Origin of the sequence: Cephaloticoccus capnophilus, from assembly GCF_001580045.1 — a bacterium.
Classification (GTDB): Bacteria; Verrucomicrobiota; Verrucomicrobiia; order Opitutales; family Opitutaceae; genus Cephaloticoccus; species Cephaloticoccus capnophilus.
On record NZ_LSZP01000046.1, the window covers coordinates 1 to 15,761 of the forward strand.

13 protein-coding genes and 1 riboswitch are annotated in these 15,761 nt (G+C 61.7%); of the genes, 6 read left to right on the plus strand and 7 right to left on the minus strand.

Annotated features, from left to right (window positions below):
- Positions 1 to 255 precede the first annotated feature (255 nt).
- From AXK12_RS05840 to AXK12_RS05850, 3 genes are read right to left on the minus strand one after another with little or no spacing between them, the layout of a single operon-like run.
- The gene (locus AXK12_RS05840; RefSeq protein ID WP_068712432.1) at positions 256 to 678 is read right to left on the minus strand and encodes a DUF420 domain-containing protein; all 423 of its coding nucleotides are present in this window, start codon (positions 676 to 678) and stop codon (positions 256 to 258) included.
- A gap of 19 nt (positions 679 to 697) precedes the next feature.
- A complete protein-coding gene (gene cyoE / locus AXK12_RS05845) occupies positions 698 to 1,624 on the minus strand; it encodes a heme o synthase (RefSeq protein ID WP_068712434.1) in 927 nt (308 codons plus the stop codon).
- Positions 1,621 to 2,745, minus strand: coding sequence for a COX15/CtaA family protein (locus tag AXK12_RS05850; RefSeq protein WP_231863558.1), 1,125 nt, complete (start codon positions 2,743 to 2,745; stop codon positions 1,621 to 1,623). The genes cyoE and AXK12_RS05850 overlap by 4 nt, the downstream gene beginning before the upstream one ends.
- Positions 2,746 to 2,831: 86 nt before the next feature.
- Here AXK12_RS05850 and AXK12_RS05855 point away from each other — a divergent pair, with 86 nt between their 5' ends.
- The 6 genes from AXK12_RS05855 (at position 2,832) to AXK12_RS09075 (ending at position 11,700) form a co-directional block, all read left to right on the plus strand.
- Positions 2,832 to 3,728, plus strand: a complete 897-nt coding sequence (locus AXK12_RS05855) for an SCO family protein (RefSeq protein WP_068712436.1) — start codon at positions 2,832 to 2,834, stop codon at positions 3,726 to 3,728.
- A gap of 11 nt (positions 3,729 to 3,739) precedes the next feature.
- Entirely contained in the window at positions 3,740 to 4,753 is a 1,014-nt protein-coding gene (locus AXK12_RS05860) for a hypothetical protein (RefSeq protein WP_068712438.1), read from the plus strand.
- Positions 4,754 to 4,993: 240 nt separating this feature from the next.
- Positions 4,994 to 7,366 carry a TonB-dependent receptor gene (locus AXK12_RS09500; RefSeq protein WP_068712440.1) on the plus strand — a complete coding sequence of 791 codons (2,373 nt, stop codon included), beginning with the start codon at positions 4,994 to 4,996 and terminating at the stop codon, positions 7,364 to 7,366.
- Between the two features lie 378 nt (positions 7,367 to 7,744).
- A riboswitch (TPP riboswitch) is annotated at positions 7,745 to 7,859 on the plus strand.
- Between the two features lie 123 nt (positions 7,860 to 7,982).
- Positions 7,983 to 10,421 (plus strand): TonB-dependent receptor, encoded by a 2,439-nt coding sequence (locus AXK12_RS05870; protein WP_068712442.1) that lies wholly within the window; start codon positions 7,983 to 7,985, stop codon positions 10,419 to 10,421.
- 164 nt (positions 10,422 to 10,585) lie between these two features.
- Positions 10,586 to 11,185, plus strand: coding sequence for a plasmid pRiA4b ORF-3 family protein (locus AXK12_RS05875; protein ID WP_197457011.1), 600 nt, complete (start codon positions 10,586 to 10,588; stop codon positions 11,183 to 11,185).
- A 221-nt stretch (positions 11,186 to 11,406) separates the two neighbouring features.
- Complete coding sequence (locus AXK12_RS09075; protein ID WP_156468898.1) at positions 11,407 to 11,700, plus strand: hypothetical protein; 294 nt, start codon at positions 11,407 to 11,409, stop codon at positions 11,698 to 11,700.
- 126 nt (positions 11,701 to 11,826) lie between these two features.
- On the opposite strand, the gene AXK12_RS05880 is transcribed toward AXK12_RS09075, so the two are convergent.
- The 4 genes from AXK12_RS05880 to AXK12_RS05895 all read right to left on the minus strand — a co-directional run bounded on the left by AXK12_RS05880 (position 11,827) and on the right by AXK12_RS05895 (position 15,650).
- Positions 11,827 to 12,675 (minus strand): PIG-L deacetylase family protein, encoded by an 849-nt coding sequence (locus AXK12_RS05880; RefSeq protein WP_068712447.1) that lies wholly within the window; start codon positions 12,673 to 12,675, stop codon positions 11,827 to 11,829.
- Between the two features lie 127 nt (positions 12,676 to 12,802).
- Positions 12,803 to 13,915 carry a phosphotransferase enzyme family protein gene (locus AXK12_RS05885; RefSeq protein WP_068712449.1) on the minus strand — a complete coding sequence of 371 codons (1,113 nt, stop codon included), beginning with the start codon at positions 13,913 to 13,915 and terminating at the stop codon, positions 12,803 to 12,805.
- 33 nt (positions 13,916 to 13,948) lie between these two features.
- Complete coding sequence (locus AXK12_RS05890; protein ID WP_068712451.1) at positions 13,949 to 14,860, minus strand: nucleotidyltransferase family protein; 912 nt, start codon at positions 14,858 to 14,860, stop codon at positions 13,949 to 13,951.
- Between the two features lie 208 nt (positions 14,861 to 15,068).
- Positions 15,069 to 15,650, minus strand: a complete 582-nt coding sequence (locus AXK12_RS05895) for a MarC family protein (RefSeq protein WP_068712453.1) — start codon at positions 15,648 to 15,650, stop codon at positions 15,069 to 15,071.
- Positions 15,651 to 15,761 lie beyond the last annotated feature (111 nt).

A 15,761-nucleotide genomic window follows, 5' to 3' on the forward strand; every position in this document is an offset into this window, starting at 1 on the left:
GATTCTCCCTGTCGCGTTGCGACAGGGAGAGCAGTAAAAGGGAAAGTAGAGTGATAACCCGTTTGGGCGAGGTGGGAAAAATCACCAGTAAACTCCCGCCTCCAAGTTTGGGGCCCTTTTCAGATTTTGGTTTCGTTTCTGCGCGACGCGCAGAGGCGAAACCAAAATCTAAATGGGTGCAGCGATACGCTGCCGCCCCACGCGTAGTGGGAAAAAGCGTATCAGCGCGGCTCGCGTCTCAAACGCGAACAGCCCCTAGTACCAGCGGTACAAAAACAGATACACGAGCACGCCGGTGATCGATACGTAATACCAGATGGGGAAGGTCCAGCGTGCCCACGCGCGGTGGCGTACGGTGTCGCCCCGAATCGCCAGCAAAAAGGTGCGCGGCACGAGGTAGGCGATCGACATCGCGAGCAGCACATGCGAGAGGAGCATCGCGTAATACACGGTGCGTATCGCGCCTTCACCGCCGAAGGGCGTGTGCACGCCGCGCACGAGTGCCTTGTGCGTCACGTAGCCGACGAGAAACACTGCCGAGACCGTGCAGGCCCCGATCATGATGCGTCGGTGCAGTTCGCGCTTGCCGCACTTGATTGCGATAAAGCCCACCGTGAGGAGCACGGTCGCCAGTGCGTTGAGCCCGGCGTTGAGTGCCGGAATGTCGTTAACTTGCATTTGTGTTCTTAAGTTTTCCCTAAAAAAAGAGGAGCCGGTCGGCGAGTAGCCCCATCAGCACGACGGGCAGGTAGAGCAGCGAGGTGATAAAGAGCGCGCGTGCAGCGAGCTCCCGCGCGTTGCCTGCGCCCGCGCTTGCGCTCCGGTCGTCGCTTGGGCGTAGAAACCGCCACGCTCGCCAGCAAAACCACAGGCCGCTCAGCGCGGCGACCATGCCATAATAGCCGCTTGCGAGCCCCAGCCACCAAGGCAGCAGGCTGACGCCGAGCAGTGCGATCGCGTTGATGAGCGACCACGCGGCAGTCCAGTTTCCGCTCTCGTCGCGCACGGCCAGCATCGGGAAGTCGACCGCTGAGTAGTCGCGCCGATACACCCACGCAATCGCCATGAAGTGCGGGATTTGCCACAGGGCGAGGATGCCAAAGAGGATCCACCCGAGCGGCGAAATCCCCGCCTCGGCCGCCGCCCAGCCGATGAGTGGCGGGAAGGCCCCGGCGATCGCGCCGATCTCGGTCGACCAGCGCGAGCGCCGTTTTGCGGGCGTATACCAGCCGACGTAGGACGCGATGGTGAGCAGCGTAAAGATCGCCGCCATGCCGTTGATGTTTACAAAAATCACAGCGAGCGCGGCCGTGCACAGCAGCGCGCCGAGCACGAACGCGGAGCCGGGCGGGATTTTTCCTGTGGGGATGGGCCGGGTGGCGGTGCGCCGCATGCGCGCATCGGTGTCGGCTTCCAGCCATTGGTTGAGTGCGGCGACGCCTGCGGCGGCCAAGCAGGTGCCGACGATCAGCGAGGCAAATTCCAGAAAAATCCACGGTGGGCGCGCGGCGACGTAGCCGATCAGTGCGGTCAAGACCGACATCAGGCTCAGTCGCGGCTTAGTCAGCGCGAGGTAATCGCCGAGCGTGGCTTTCGGCGGCGCAGTATCGGGAAGCGCGGTCATGATGTGTGGGCCTGTTTTCTGCTTTCGCTGCGCGCGTTGCTCGCGGTCTCAATCACGTCGCGGTAAGCGAGGCAGGTGAGCCAAAAGGTCGTAGCCAGGAGCAAGGCCCCGCAGACGACATGGCCGGTCGTGACGTGCGGCTCGCGAAGCTGCCAAATCACATGCGCGCCAAGCATGATTTGAAACACGAGGAGCGCGATCATCAGTGACGCCCCGCAGCGCATGACGAGCGTCGCCCCGCGCTCGCGCCAGAGTTTTGCGGCAAACCACAGGAGGGCTACGCCGAGCAGCGCGGCGATGGCACGATGCGCAAAGTTGAGCGCAATCCGGTAATCCCAACTTGCAGGTAAGAGGTCGTTTGCAGCGGTCGAGTAGGGGAAGGTCGGGATGGCGAGTCCGGCGAAGTTGTGCCGCATCGAGGCGGCGACCGTGAGCTGCACGAGCAGCAGCCCCACGCACAGCGCGCCCGTGCGGCGTAGCCCGGCGGAGGGCGGCAGGCGCCCCGCCGCGCGCTCTACCCAGCCGCGCGAGAGTCCGGCGGCGATTGCGATTAAGAGACACACATAGACTTGAGCCAAAATCCCGTGCGGGATTCGTAGCATTTGCCCGTAAGTCATCTCAAAGCCCGGCACGGAGAGCGAATCCAGCAGCACGCGTTTCCCGCCGATGATTCCTTGGATGATGACGATTGCCAAGGCCGCCCAGCCCGCGCGCCGCAGCCAAGCCCGCTCTTCGCTGCGCCACAGCCACACGGCGAGCGTGATCGTGATTAACCCCATGACCATGCCGCTTAGCCGGTGCGAATGTTCGGCAAACATGGCGATGTTTTGGAGCCAGCCTTCGGGATTGATCGAGCCGTTCGAGAGCGGCCAGTCGGGGAAAATCATCCCTGCGCCGATACTTGTGGTAAACGCGCCTAGGGCCACGAGGACGAACACCCACGCCGCACCCAAGGCAGCGACCCACGCTAGCGGCGCGTTGTATTTCGGGAGGCCGCAGACCCCATTTTTTTGGCGGCGCGCGGCAGTCGTAGACAGGGCCTCGCCTCCTTTTCGCGCAGAGGCGAGGGAGGCCGCTTTCGACATGGGCGGCTCGGTTTGTGGCGGGTTGCGGTCACTCATCAGAACAAGAAATGCGGGATAGAAGCCCGCCCGCTACTTGCGGCAAACTCTTTGACAATTATTTCCCGGGACCAATCCCTCAACGCATGCAGAGCATTACTCGGGCTACTCGTGTGGGCCTCTTCGGACTTCTTATTTTTGCGGCGAGCTGTGATCGAAATGCCCCTCCCGCCGAAGCCGAGTCCGCGCAGGAAACGGGCTACCCGCTCGTCGGTGAAGTGATCTCAGTGGATGCGGCGGCGCGCATCCTCGTCGTGCACCACGAGGAAATCCCCGATTATATGCCAGAGATGGTGATGGAGTTTTCCGTTTCGGCGGGCGACGTCGCTAACGCGCAAGTCGGCCAAAAGATTCGCGCCAAAATGATTCCGCAAGACGGCGGCCCTTATCGGCTTGTCGAGATTTGGCCGCTCGACCCGATGAGCGACAGCCTCGTGAAGGCCGGTGCCGATGCACTGCGCCAGGATACGATGATTCGCGGGCGTGGCGTCTATCGCGAGGTCGGCGAATCGCTGCCCGGGTTCACGCTCTACGACCAGACGGGCGCAGTCGTCCAAAGCACCCGTTTTCGCGGCAAACAGGTCATGCTTAACTTTATCTATACCCGTTGCCCCGTCGCCACGATGTGCCCCGCCGCGACGATGAAAATGATGGAGACGCAGCGGCTCGCTGCGGAAGCGGGCGTGCAAAATTTGGAGCTCATCTCCATCACGCTCGACCCCGAGTATGACAGCCCGGGAGTGCTTCGCGATTACGCCGCCGCGCGCGGCATTGATACGGTGAACTTTAGTTTTTTGACCGGCCCCGAGCGCGCCATCCGCGACTTGCTCGCCCAGTTCGGTGTTTTGGCAAAATTCGAGGGCCCACTCATTAACCACACGCTCGCCACGCTGCTCATCGATACCGATGGCCGCATCATTCACCGCGCGGATGGCACGCAGTGGGAGCCGCGCGACTTCGTCGCTAAAATGCATCGGCAGTGAGTCGCGCGCGTATGGGAGAGTTACCAGAAACTAACCCTGAGGTGACGCGAGGCCCACGCGCCTCGCGCCCAAAAAAGCAGCGGTCTGCGATTGCGCAAATCGGCGCGATTACTGCGGTCGCGGTCGCGGTCTATGTCGGGTTTCGGGTGATGCCGACTGGCACGAACTTGAGCCACATGGACTTTCGCGTGGAGGGCGAAAACACCCTGCAAATGTGCGACCCGGGAAACCCGCAGTTTTTACCCGTGGTGAATGTGCGCTCGCCGGTCAGCCTCGCGCTCTCGCCGAGTGCCGCCGTGCCCCGCGCGGGCGAGGAGTGGACGACCACGCTGCGGCTTACGACCTATCAAGGAAAGGCGATCGGGCCTGCAGACCTGTGGCGCGTGCACACCGAGTTTCTGCACCTGATGATCATCGACCCGGACTTGCTGGACTACCACCACATCCACCCGCAGCCGACCGATACGCCCGGCGAGTGGCAGTTTAGCTTCACGCCGCGTTACGGCGGCGAGTATCGGATTTTTGCCGACTTTACCCCGGCGGCGACGGGGCTCGGGCTTTATGCTTCGGCACAAGTCCTTGTGGAGGGGGCAGCGCCGAGCGCGGAGGAGGTCACCGCCGCTCAAGTGCCGTCGTGGCGCTCGCAAATCGCCGGAGTCGATTTCGAGCTCAAGCCGATCGCCGAAAAAGGCGCGACAAAGGCGGCGCAGGCCGAGGCGACCTCTGAAGTCCGCGCGCGGCGCGAAGTGACGATGCGGCTGGCCCTTTCGCGCGCGGACGGCGGCGAAGTGCCGCTTTTGCCGATAATGGACGCCTTTGCCCATGTCGTTGCCTTTGACATCGGGCGCACCGGCTTCGCGCACCTGCACCCGCAAGAGACTGACCTAAACACGCCGCCCGATCCGCAAAACCCCGCGCTCACCTTTCGCGTACTGATCCCCAGCCCCGGCCGCTACGTCGCGTGGGCGCAGGTCAACCACGCCGGCACCGAGCGCTTTGCCCCGTTTTGGTTTGAGGTGAAGTAGGGGGCGGGCGAGTGCGACTCGCGCTGTTCGCGCAAACACTAGATGGGGGGCTTCTTTGGGCACTTTGGAGAGCTGGGGAAATGGGACTTGATTTGCGTGTATATACGTATCTTGATACGTCTTTCTTTGGCGGGAGAGGGGCGCGAATCGGGTGTATTCGCTCCTCCCTTACGTCACATTATGCGTGTCCTATCTTCTTTGTTAGCTTTGTTCGCTGCCAGTGCGACTGTCGTTTGCCCTATGCGTGCTGCGATTGCCGATGGTGGCGACTTGGTTGAGCTTGATCGCTATGAGGTCGCGGGCTTGCGGCTCGAGGATTCGATTAATCCGTTGGCGCGGGCGAGTGATGGGATTTTTGGCGATATGCGTGGCCCGCTCGATACACCGCGGGCCGTGTCGACGGTCACACAGGCGTTGCTGCGCGAGCGCGGCATAAGTGGTGTGCGCGAGTTTACCGCTTACGCGGCGGGGACGAGTGCGCCATCAAGCTACGGGTCACTTTCGACGCCCAATATTCGCGGCGATGTGGCGGAGACTTTTCTCAATGGACAGCGGCTTAGCTATAACCGTTTTGGCGTGCTCCCGTCGTTCAATGGTGTGGAGGCAATCGAGGTCGTGCGTGGGCCGGGCTCGGCGATTTACGGAAGCGGGCTTTTGACGGGTGGCTATGTGAACTACGTGACGAAGCAGCCGCAGTTTACGCCGGAGACGACGCTGACCTTGCGCATGGGTACTTGGGTGCCGGGCGGCGGCGCGGGCGCGGCCTCTTGGCTCAATAGTTCGTGGCAAGTCGATACGACTGCACCGACTGCGGGTGGCCGCTCGGCGTGGCGCCTGAGCTACGAGGGCAAGGCGGATAAGACCTTCTTTCGCCGAGCGGGTGCGCGCGACGACCGCCAAGATTTGTTTCTCGCATGGACTCGGCGGCCGGCGGGCCACAGCAGCGGCGGGCTCACGCTCGATGCGAACGCGCAAGTCCTCTGGCAGGCAGCGCCGCAGGTGCTGGGTGTAAACCGGCCCACGCAGGAGCTGATTGACCATGGGATTTATTATAGCGGGGCGGTGCCCAACCTCGGGATTAATCCGAAGACGGGGGCTCCGGCGGGCACGATTAACGGCGTGACCAAGGCGAAGCTGCCGCGTGATGCGACGCTGCTAACGCCAGCGGATTTTTCCAATGCGCTGCTCGCTCGCGCGCAGTTTATTGCGACGGCGCAGCCTAGCGCCGACCATAAGTTTATCAGTCGCACCTTTGGCGAATACACCCGCCGGCGTCGCTATAACTCTAGCGATGAAAACACTGAGTACCGTGAGCAGTTTACGCTTGAGACACGAGGCGAGTGGCAGGCGCGAGCCGAGTTTTTAGGGCGTGCGCATGCGTTGGTCGCGGGCGGCACGCTGCGCTACGAGGAGCGCGAGAGCTTCGTAAATTATTTTAACGGCTACCCGTTTCTATACGACTTGAGCGCGCCGCGCGGCGCAGAGTCGCCAGAGCAGCCCGCTTACAGTTTTGTGCGCGATTACGTGGACTCGTATTTGGAGGGGATTCCGGGTGGGCCGGGCGGGCGGCTTTTCTTTGCGTCTTCTCAAGGAGTCCCGGAAACGTCGGATTCGGCCCTGTGGAATCCGGCACTGTTTGTGCAGGACGATGTTGCGCTGAGCGAGCGGCTCGGGTTGCTCGCAGGGGCGCGGCTGGATGCTTATGCGGCCAAGGCGCGTGACCCACTCGGTGCGGTTACTGGTATCGACTGGAGCGATACACACAGCGAGACCGCGTTTTCGTGGAATGGCAGCCTGCGCTACACCCTGCCGCCCAGTGTGGGGAGCGGCATGTTTTACGCGACTTATCAGCGTGCGTACTCGGTGCAGGGGCATACGTCGGGCGGTGGCATCATGTTGAAGCGCGACCCGAATGACCCGACACGCGGGATCATCGAGCCGAGCGAGTTTACCCCGCTAAGCCGGCTCACCGAGCTGGGGGCGAAGTTTGCGCTGAGCGAAAACGCGTTGTATCTGGGGCTTGCGCTTTTTGAACAGCAGCGGATTCAAGTCGGGCGCGGCGGCATAAACAGGACGTTAAAGTCGCGGGGGACAGAGCTCGAACTCGTCTACCAACCGAACGCTCGATTTAACGCGACCCTCAACGCCTCGCTTTCCGATGTGCGCTACCTCAACACGAGCCTTAGCCATTCGGGCGGGAACTCGCTTTACAATATTTATGAAACAGGCACGGGGCCGGGTGGCCTCGGTAATGGGCGTGGCTTTGTGTGGGAAAGCTTTCCCGTGGGCGACTACCGCGTCACCGGCCATTCGCGCTTAATGCTCAACTCCAGCGCATCCTATCAACTGAAGAGCGGCTTTGGCGCCGGCTTTGTGGCCAGTTGGCAGAGTGAACAACTCGGAAATTTCGCCAACGAATACCATATCCCCGAGCAGGTATTCCTCGATGTGTATCTGTTTTATCGAGGCCCGAAGTGGAGCGTGAATCTCGATATTCTCAACGTGCTCGAACGCCGCAACTGGCTTCACAACGGCGATAACCTCTCCAGCCATAGCCTCATCTGGCAGGACTTGCCCATGCGCATTGAGGGCTATGTGAAGCTGCGGTTTTAGAACAGCCACTACGCGTGGGGCGGCAGCGTGTCGCTGCACCCATTTACAGAGCCGCTTGGTGCCGTGCATTCGCACAGCAGCCAAGCGGCTCTGTGAAAAGGACCCCAAACTTGGAGACGGGAGTTTACTGGTGATTTTTCCCACCTCGCCCAAACGGGTTATCACTCTACTCCTTGTCGCAACGCGACAAGGGAAGGGACTTCAAATTTGGGAATTGGCCCCGTCGCGAAGCGACGGGGCCAATTCCCAAATTGAACGGGTGCAGCGACACGCTGCCGCCCCACGCGTAGTGGAGAAAAAGGCTGGGGCGATAGGCTTCAATTTTGAGGCTTTGTGGAGATTGGGCTTGTGTTGAGTTGTGGGCGGCGTTTTCACCGCCCCTGCCTGTAGGGGTGTCCTCCGCGGAGGGCTGAGATTGCGGCGCGTTACGGCTGCTCGACCCTTCGAACCTGAAACGGATCATGCCGACGAAGGAAACAGCAGGCGCACATCTCTAGAGCGAGCGCGCCACCCCTGACGAAAATGGACGGACGGTATCGCGTTTACTCGTGTGCGCCGCCGCCTCCGTGGGAGTCCGCATCGGGTTGTATTCGGGCAAGCCTTACACAACACACCCATGCAAAAAACACCCTTCCTTCTGCTTAGTGCAGCGCTGTTCTTTGGCGGCGTAAGCGACGCGGCCTCTTCCGGTGATCGGGCCGACTTTAGCGATAGCGACTTGGTCGAGCTCGATCGCTACGAAGTCGCGGGTCTGCCCTTGGCCGACTCGATTAACCCGCTCGCGCGTGCGACCGACGGCCTCTTTGGCGACTACCGCAGCCCGCTCGAAACGCCGCGTGCGGCCTCGACGATCACGCAAGCCCTGTTGCGCGAGCGCGGCATCGGTGGCGTGCGCGAGTTTATGCTCTACACGCCTGGGGCGCGTGCGGCGGCCAGCTTTGGTAAGGTCACTGCGCCTACCGTTCGCGGCGACGTGGCAGAGACTTTTCTCAACGGCCAGCGGATCAGTTATAACTATTTTGGCGTGTTCCCGTCGTTTAATGGCATCGAGGCGATCGACGTCGTGCGTGGGCCGGGCTCGGCGATTTACGGCAGTGGGTTTTTCACCGGTGGCTATGTGAACTACGTGACGAAGCAGCCGCAGTTTATCCCGGAGACGACGCTGACCTTGCGCGTGGGCACTTGGGTGCCGGGCGGCGGCGCGGGCTCGGCCTCTTGGCTCAATGGTTCGTGGCAAGTCGATACGACTGCACCGACTGCGGATGGCCGCTCGGCGTGGCGCGTGAGCTACGAGGGCAAGGCGGATAAGACTTTCTTTCGCCGAGCGGGTGCGCGCGACGACCGCCAGGATTTGTTTCTCGCATGGACTCGGCGGCCGTCGGGCAGCAGCAGCGGCGGGCTCACGCTGGACGCCAACGCGCAGGTCCTTTGGCAGGCATCGCCGCAGCTCCTAGGGGTAAACCGGCCTACGCAGGAGCTGATTGACCACGGGATTTATTACAGCGGTGCCTTGCCCGACCTGGGGCTCAATCCTGATACGGGCGCAATCGCGGGTACGATTAATGGAGTGACGACGGCGAAGATAAGGCGCGATGCGACGTTGTTTTCTCCGGGGGATTTTTCCAACGCGGTGCTCACTCGCGGGCAGTTTATCGCGACGGCGCGACCGAGCGCCGACCAGAAATTCATTAACCGCACACTTGGGGAATACATTAATCGTCGTCGGTATCATGAGTTTGAATACGCGGAATATGCTGAGCAGCTCACGATTGAGAATCGCAGCGAGTGGCATACGCGTTTCGCGCTCTGGGGGCGACCGCATGCGCTGATCGCGGGCGGCACGCTGCGCTACGAGGAGCGCGAGAGTTATACGAATTACTTTAACGAATACTTCTTCCAATACGACTTGAGTGCGCCGCCGAAGCCGGAGGATGGGAAGGCCGCGCGTTACAATCACCCGCGCGATTATCCGCAGTCGTATTGGGAGGGATTTCGCGGGCCGGGCGGGCGCTTGTTCTTTCCGCTATCGTATGGGAGTTCTGAGACGAGTGCCTCGACCTTGTGGAATCCGGCACTGTTTGTGCAGGACGATGTCGAGCTGACCGATTCGCTTGCGCTTCTGGTGGGCGGGCGGCTTGACGGGTTCATCGCCAAGGCGCGCGACCCGCTCGGTGAGGCGAGCGGTATTGATTGGCGCGATACACGCAGCGAGAGTGCGTTTTCGTGGAATGGGAGCTTGCGTTACAGGCCGCGCGGTCTGGCGGATCGCGCGAGTTTCTATGCGACTTACCAGCGCGCTTACGCGGTGCAGGGGCATGTGGCGGGCGGTGGGATCATCCTCAAGGAGGACCCAGACGACCCGACGCGCGGCGTGATCGACCCCGATGACTTTGCGAATCTGAGCCGACTCGCGGAGCTGGGGGCGAAGTTCGCGCTGCGCGAAAATGCGCTCTACCTAGGAGTAGCGTTGTACGACCAGCGACGCAGCGAGTTCGAGCTGGGCGGTGGGCGCAAAAACCTAAAAGCGCGCGGCGCGGAGTTGGAGTTGGTTTACCAACCGGATGCGCGGCTTAACGCGACCTTCAACGTCGCGCTGAGCGATGCCCGCCTCGATAACTCGACTGCGAGCCAAGCTGGCGGCACTTCGCTTTACAACCTGTATGCCAAAGGCGCGGGCCCGGGCGGGCGTGGTAACGGGAAGGGCTTTACTTGGGAAAAGTTGCCGCCGGGCGACTATCGGATCGCCGGACACTCGCGTTTGGTGTTCAACACGAGCGGTTCATACCAACTCAAAAACGGCTTTGGCGCGGGGCTGGGGGCGAGTTGGCAGAGCGAGGCGCCGGGGAATTTGACCAACGAATACCACATCCCCGCGCAGCTTTTTGTGGACGTATTTGTGTTTTATCGCGGGCCGCGCTGGAGCGTGAACCTCGATATCCTCAATGCGCTTGACCGGCGAAATTGGGCGCACAATGGGGGGAACTTCTCGAACCACCAAATCGTTTTCCAGGAGCTGCCATTGCGCTTTGAGGGTTACGTGAAGCGGCGCTTTTAGCAGTCGCAGAGTTGTTTTTGCGGTGGGGCTCGTCGCGGTCGTAGCGCGGGCCTCGCCGTCCTGAGGAGTGAAGAGGGATAGAGGACGGCGCAGGATTCATTTTTGCGCCGCTCGCGTGGGGCGAGAGTTGCATGCAGGCGTGGTTTGCACTCCGCTTCGCATTTATGATTTCGCTCCTCGAAGGTAGTGCGGCCAAAGTGCGCAAGAAGGTCCCCGAAAAGGTCTTCGCGCTGCGCTTGGAAATCGTGGGCACCGCGCCCGTGATTTGGCGGCGACTACTCGTGCGCGAGAGCATGTGGGTCTCCCAACTTCACGAGGCGATTCAGGTGGTGTTCGATTGGTTCGATTACCAGACGCACGCGTTCGTGTTTGATGGGCTGCGGCTGGGGAATCCAGTGCGCCGCGATGATTGGCTGGTGGAGGACGACCGTGACGTGCGGCTCTCTGACCTCAACATTGAGCAGCTCGGCCGGTTTGGCTACGAGTATCACTTTGGCGAGAGCTGGCGGGTGAGTGCGACGGTCGAGCATGTGGGCCTTTTGGAAAAAGGTCAGGTGTATCCGCACTGCGCTGCTGGTGAGCGCGCTGGGCCGCCCGAGGATTGCGGCGGGCTGGAGTCGTTTGCCGATATGCTGCACTGCATCCGCGAGCCGGACTCCGAACTCGGGCGCGAGTGGCTGGAGTGGCTGGGCGAGAGCTACGACCCGCAACACTGCGACCTGGAGAAAATCAACAAGGCACTGGGCAAGCTGCTGAAAAGCTAAGCGGTCTGGCGGGCCCCGCGATTGCGCGGCGGCGGCGCATGCGGCGTTGGGCAGGCCGAGGTCGAGAGGCTTGGCAGGCGGGTAATTGTACCAGTTTTGAAACAGTCAAAAACACGGCTTGACGCGTGCATTGAGGCTCGCACAGGTAGCGCCTGTTCTTTGTCACCCGTATTCGTGGTCGGCTGGGAGGGATTGGAATTAGCCGATCCTTCCGTTCGACCATGAACACAAAGTACAGGATTACGTTTGTTATGCAGCCTGGGGGTTTCGGGCCCACGGGAGCGTTTGTCTCGATTGGCGAGGGTAAATCCCCCGCGGTGATCGAGGACGCCGGTTGGCCCAAGCGCCGCAATGGAGAGCCCATCTCCGTGCGTTGCGCAGAGGCTCCTGCCACTGCCGGACAAGCAATCGATAATCAGAACTGGATTCGCACGGTCATAAGCCTCCCCAAGGCCCTAGGCCGGTCGGTCTGGTCTCCGCTCGCTCGTCGGGGTAAGCCGCTCCGAGCAGCATAAAAAATCAAGAAAATCATACCGGGGTGTGAGAGTAGTTTCTCACTCCCCGGTTTTTTTGTGCCTGTATGAAATACGCGTGGTGGCGGTAGCGAGTGCAGCGGCGCGGCTGCGTGCGTAGGCGTTGCCTTAGCTCAGGCGTGTGAGGCGCGAGGCGACTTCCGCCCGCAGTCGGTCGATTTTGGCGAGGGCGAAGTCCTCCACGCGCAGTGTGTCGTCGTGAGCGAGCGGGCTGAGGTCGATGGCCCAACACAGTTCACTCAATTGGTCGCTAGCGTGCGCGTCGAGGAAGGTGGCGTTGGCGCGGCGGCGGCCTAGGGCGGCGTCGTCGTAGCGTTTGCCGCCGACGACTTGCGAGGCGAAGACTTCGATCAGCGGGCGTTTGAGCGAGTCGTGCGCGCTTGCGTCGAGCGCAACGAGATCTTCGGCGAGAAGCCATTCGAGGCTGCGCCACGCCTCGACGCCGAGAACGCGGGGCGGGCGCGCCTGGCGTGGTAGCGAGCGGATGGCTTCGAGTGCTCGCAGAAAGGTGGCCACATGCGTGTCGTGCTTATCGAGCGGCTGGTGCAGATAGACGACTTGAGGGCGGCAGTTTTCGAAAATCATGCGCAGGTCGGCGCGCACGGCCTCGTTGTTGGGGGCTTTGACGGCGGAGCTGGGGTGGGCGAGCTGGATTTGCAGGCCGTAGCCGCCGAGCCGTGCGGCGCGGCGCTGCTCCTCGGCGCGTACAGCTTTCATTTCTTCGTCGCTGTAGTTGGCGTAAGGGCCGCTGCGCGAAGAGCCCGCGCCATCGGTTACGATTACGCCGCTTAGGTGCCGGTCGGCGCGACCAAAGCACTCGGCGACGGCGGGGTAGGCGTTGATCTCGATATCATCTTGGTGAGCGAGAACGCAGAGGTGAGTGGTGCGGGCGAGGGCAGTGGCGGGGTCTGCTCCGTCGGGGGTAAAGATGTCGGCCTTGGGCTGTGAGAATTTCATAAAGTCGCAGGCTCCTTTATTTGGCGGTCCGCCTGACGGCGTGCACAGGACGACTTTAGTCGCCGAGCCGTCGTCAAGTGTTGGCGGGCCGTCAGGGTGATGGCGGTGTTGTGCGCTTGCGGAAATGTTAGTCGATATGGCTTTCGAGGATCGAGTTAACCGCGTCCGTTTGCGCGGTGATGGAGCGTACGAGGGCGAGTTGGGTGCGGGCTCGCACGAGGTTGTGATCGGGGTATTGGGTTTTGAAATACACGTCGCCTTGCAGGTAATCGGTGAGGAAGCGCAGTGCGGTTTCGTAGGTCATGAGTTTGCCAGCGAATCCCAGGTGGGCGCGCTCGGTGGCGTTGAGCACAGGGCCGATTTCGGAGCCGAGGTAGCCTTCGACGAGGGCTTCGAAAAGTGTGACTTCAAAGCGCATATTGGCGGGGTCGGGGTCGTCTTCGAGTGTGGAGCTGGTGGCCGTGCGCACCATGTCGCCGAAGTCGTAGAGTGGGAGTCCGGGCATGAGGGTGTCGAAGTCGATGACGGCGACGGCGCGGCCTGTCGCGTTGTCCAGCATCACGTTATTAATCTTGGTGTCGTTGTGAGTGATGCGTTCGGAGACCTCGCCGCGTGCGAGTAGCTCGAGGAGCGGGTCACAGTCGGCTTCGAGCGAGAGGGCGTAGTCAATTTCGGGTTGGGCGTTGGAGGCGCGCCCGAGGGAGTCAGTGGCCAGCGCGACGCGGAAGCTGTCGAAACGGCTGCGAGTGTTGTGAAAGTTGAGGATCGTTTCGTGTAGGCGTGGGCCGGGCAGATCGCTGAGCTGGGCTTGGAAGTCGCCAAAAGCGTGTGCGGTTTCGCGGGCTTGGTGGACTGTGGTGACGCGGTCGATGGTGTGGGCTCCTTCGATAAAGTCGTAAATGCGCCACCACTCACCGTCTGCATCGCGAGCGTAGGGGGCAGCGTCTACGGTGGGGATTAGGGTGAGTTGGCGGTTGCGCTTGGGCGGAGCTACTTTTCGCGCGAGGTGCTCGGTCACGCGCTTCACATTATCCATCAGCGCAGGGATGTTTTTAAAAATCCGGTCGTTGATTCGCTGTGCGATGTAGCGGCGGGCTTGTCCGGTGGGGGCTTCGCAGTGGACGAGGAAGGTGTCGTTGATATGGCCGCTGCCGTAGGCGGTGGCGTTGGCAAAGCGGCCTTCGATTTCAAAGAGATTGAGGACCTCGGCGAGCTTTGCTGGGGGCGGGGTAGTGCTCATGGGGCGTTAGGCGCGTGGAGTGAGGGGCGTGGGTTAAAAGAGTTTTTTCGGGTACTCGCCCGCCGCGACGAGTGCGGCGATTCGGGCGACGACTTGGGCGCGGTCTTCGCGATAGGTGACGCCAAACCATTGGCTCGTGGTGGGGAGGAGTTGTACGGTCGTCTCGTTGCGGGCGATGAGGGCCGAGACGGCGGCGGGCAGGTAGAATTCGCTTTTGAGATCTCGGCCTTGTGAGTCGAGGAAGTGGCGCAGTTCTGTATCGAGTCCGTCGAGAAAGGCAGAGCTTGGGGCGCCAAAGCCCCAGCAATTCATCGAGGTGATTTCGTCGCCCGAATAGCGGGCTGATGGCGCCGTGCCTACCTCGGTTGCGAGGATGCCGGTGTGTTCTGTGATTGATTGGAGCTGGCCGCTTTGGGCATCGGCGAGGCAGATGCCGCGTGAGACTGCGCCGTTTTCTGAAAGCGTGTTTTTGAGTTGGAAGCCGACCATTGCCGCGCGTGCCTTCGAGGCATTTTCGGGCGACGCATTTTGCAGAAACTGGGCAAGTTGCGCGAAGGAGTCGGCTCCGTAAAAATCGTCGGCATTGATTACGGCGAAGGGGCCATCGAGTTGCTCGCGTGCACACCACACTGCGTGGCCCGTGCCCCAAGGCTTTTCGCGGCCCTCCGGCATGCGGTAGCCCTTGGGTAGGGCGTCGAGCGCTTGGTAAGCGTAGTCGACTGCGAGGTGCCCGGCGTACTTTGCGCCGACTTGATTGCGAAACTGCGCGTCGAAATCGCGTCGGATAATAAACACTACGCGCCCAAAGCCTGCGCGCGCGGCGTCGTACACGCCGTAGTCGAGCACGGTCTCGCCCGAAGGGCCGAGCGGGTCGAGTTGCTTGAGCCCGCCGTAGCGTGAGCCCATTCCGGCAGCGAGGACGAGGAGGGTAGGGGGCGGCAGCATAAGGGCCGCGAGCAGAAGGGCGCGGCGCGGGCGTATCGACTGTTTTCCCCTTCCTTACGCAAAAATCCCCGTGCAGGTGAGTTTAGCTGCGTGGGTTTGGGTGTTCCGGGGAGAGCGTGATTGGCGAGCCAGCTCCGGCCTGCCGCTGTGGTTATAGAGCGTTGCTGCGGGCTGTTGGGCGAGTGGGGGCGCGGCCTCGCTATCCCGCCTAGCTAAGTGACTCCAGCGCACCGATACGGATCATGTGAATGGCGATCGCAGCGAGCAGCATGGACACGATTTTGGAAATCGCTCGCAGCCCTGTTTGCCCGATTTTTTCACCCAGCCAATCGCTGTACGCAAAGGCCAGTGCCATGATGCCGAGGTTCGAGATGAGTGCGGCCAGTGTCATCCAAAGCCCGACCGTGTGCGTGAGCAGCAGCAGTGCAGCGATCATTGCGGGGCCTGCGATGAGCGGCATCCCAAGCGGCACTACACCGAAGCCTTCGGACAAGGTCTCGGGCAGTTCGGAGGTGGAGTGGATGAGGTCGCGCGCGGCGAGGATGAAGAGGATGAGCCCACCGGCGACTTGGAAGTCGCTTACGCTAATCCCGATGGCCTCGAAAATGCTCTTCCCTAAAAACAGGAAAATCAGCGCGACACCGCCTCCGGTGAGGAGGGCATGGCGGGCGATACGCTGCCGCTGCGGGCGCGCCGTCCCGCGTGCCAGTGCGAGGAAAATCGCGACCAGCCCTATCGGATCGACGGCCACGAAGAGTGGGAGGAATGCTTGTGCAAAATTCTTAATCATGCGGCTGAGAATCGCCGCTTGGCCCGCTATCGCGCAAGGGGGCGAGTGCTACCTCATCACGTCATAAGCGTGCAGCATGAAGGCTGCGCTGGAGCTTGAGAGTAGTCCGTT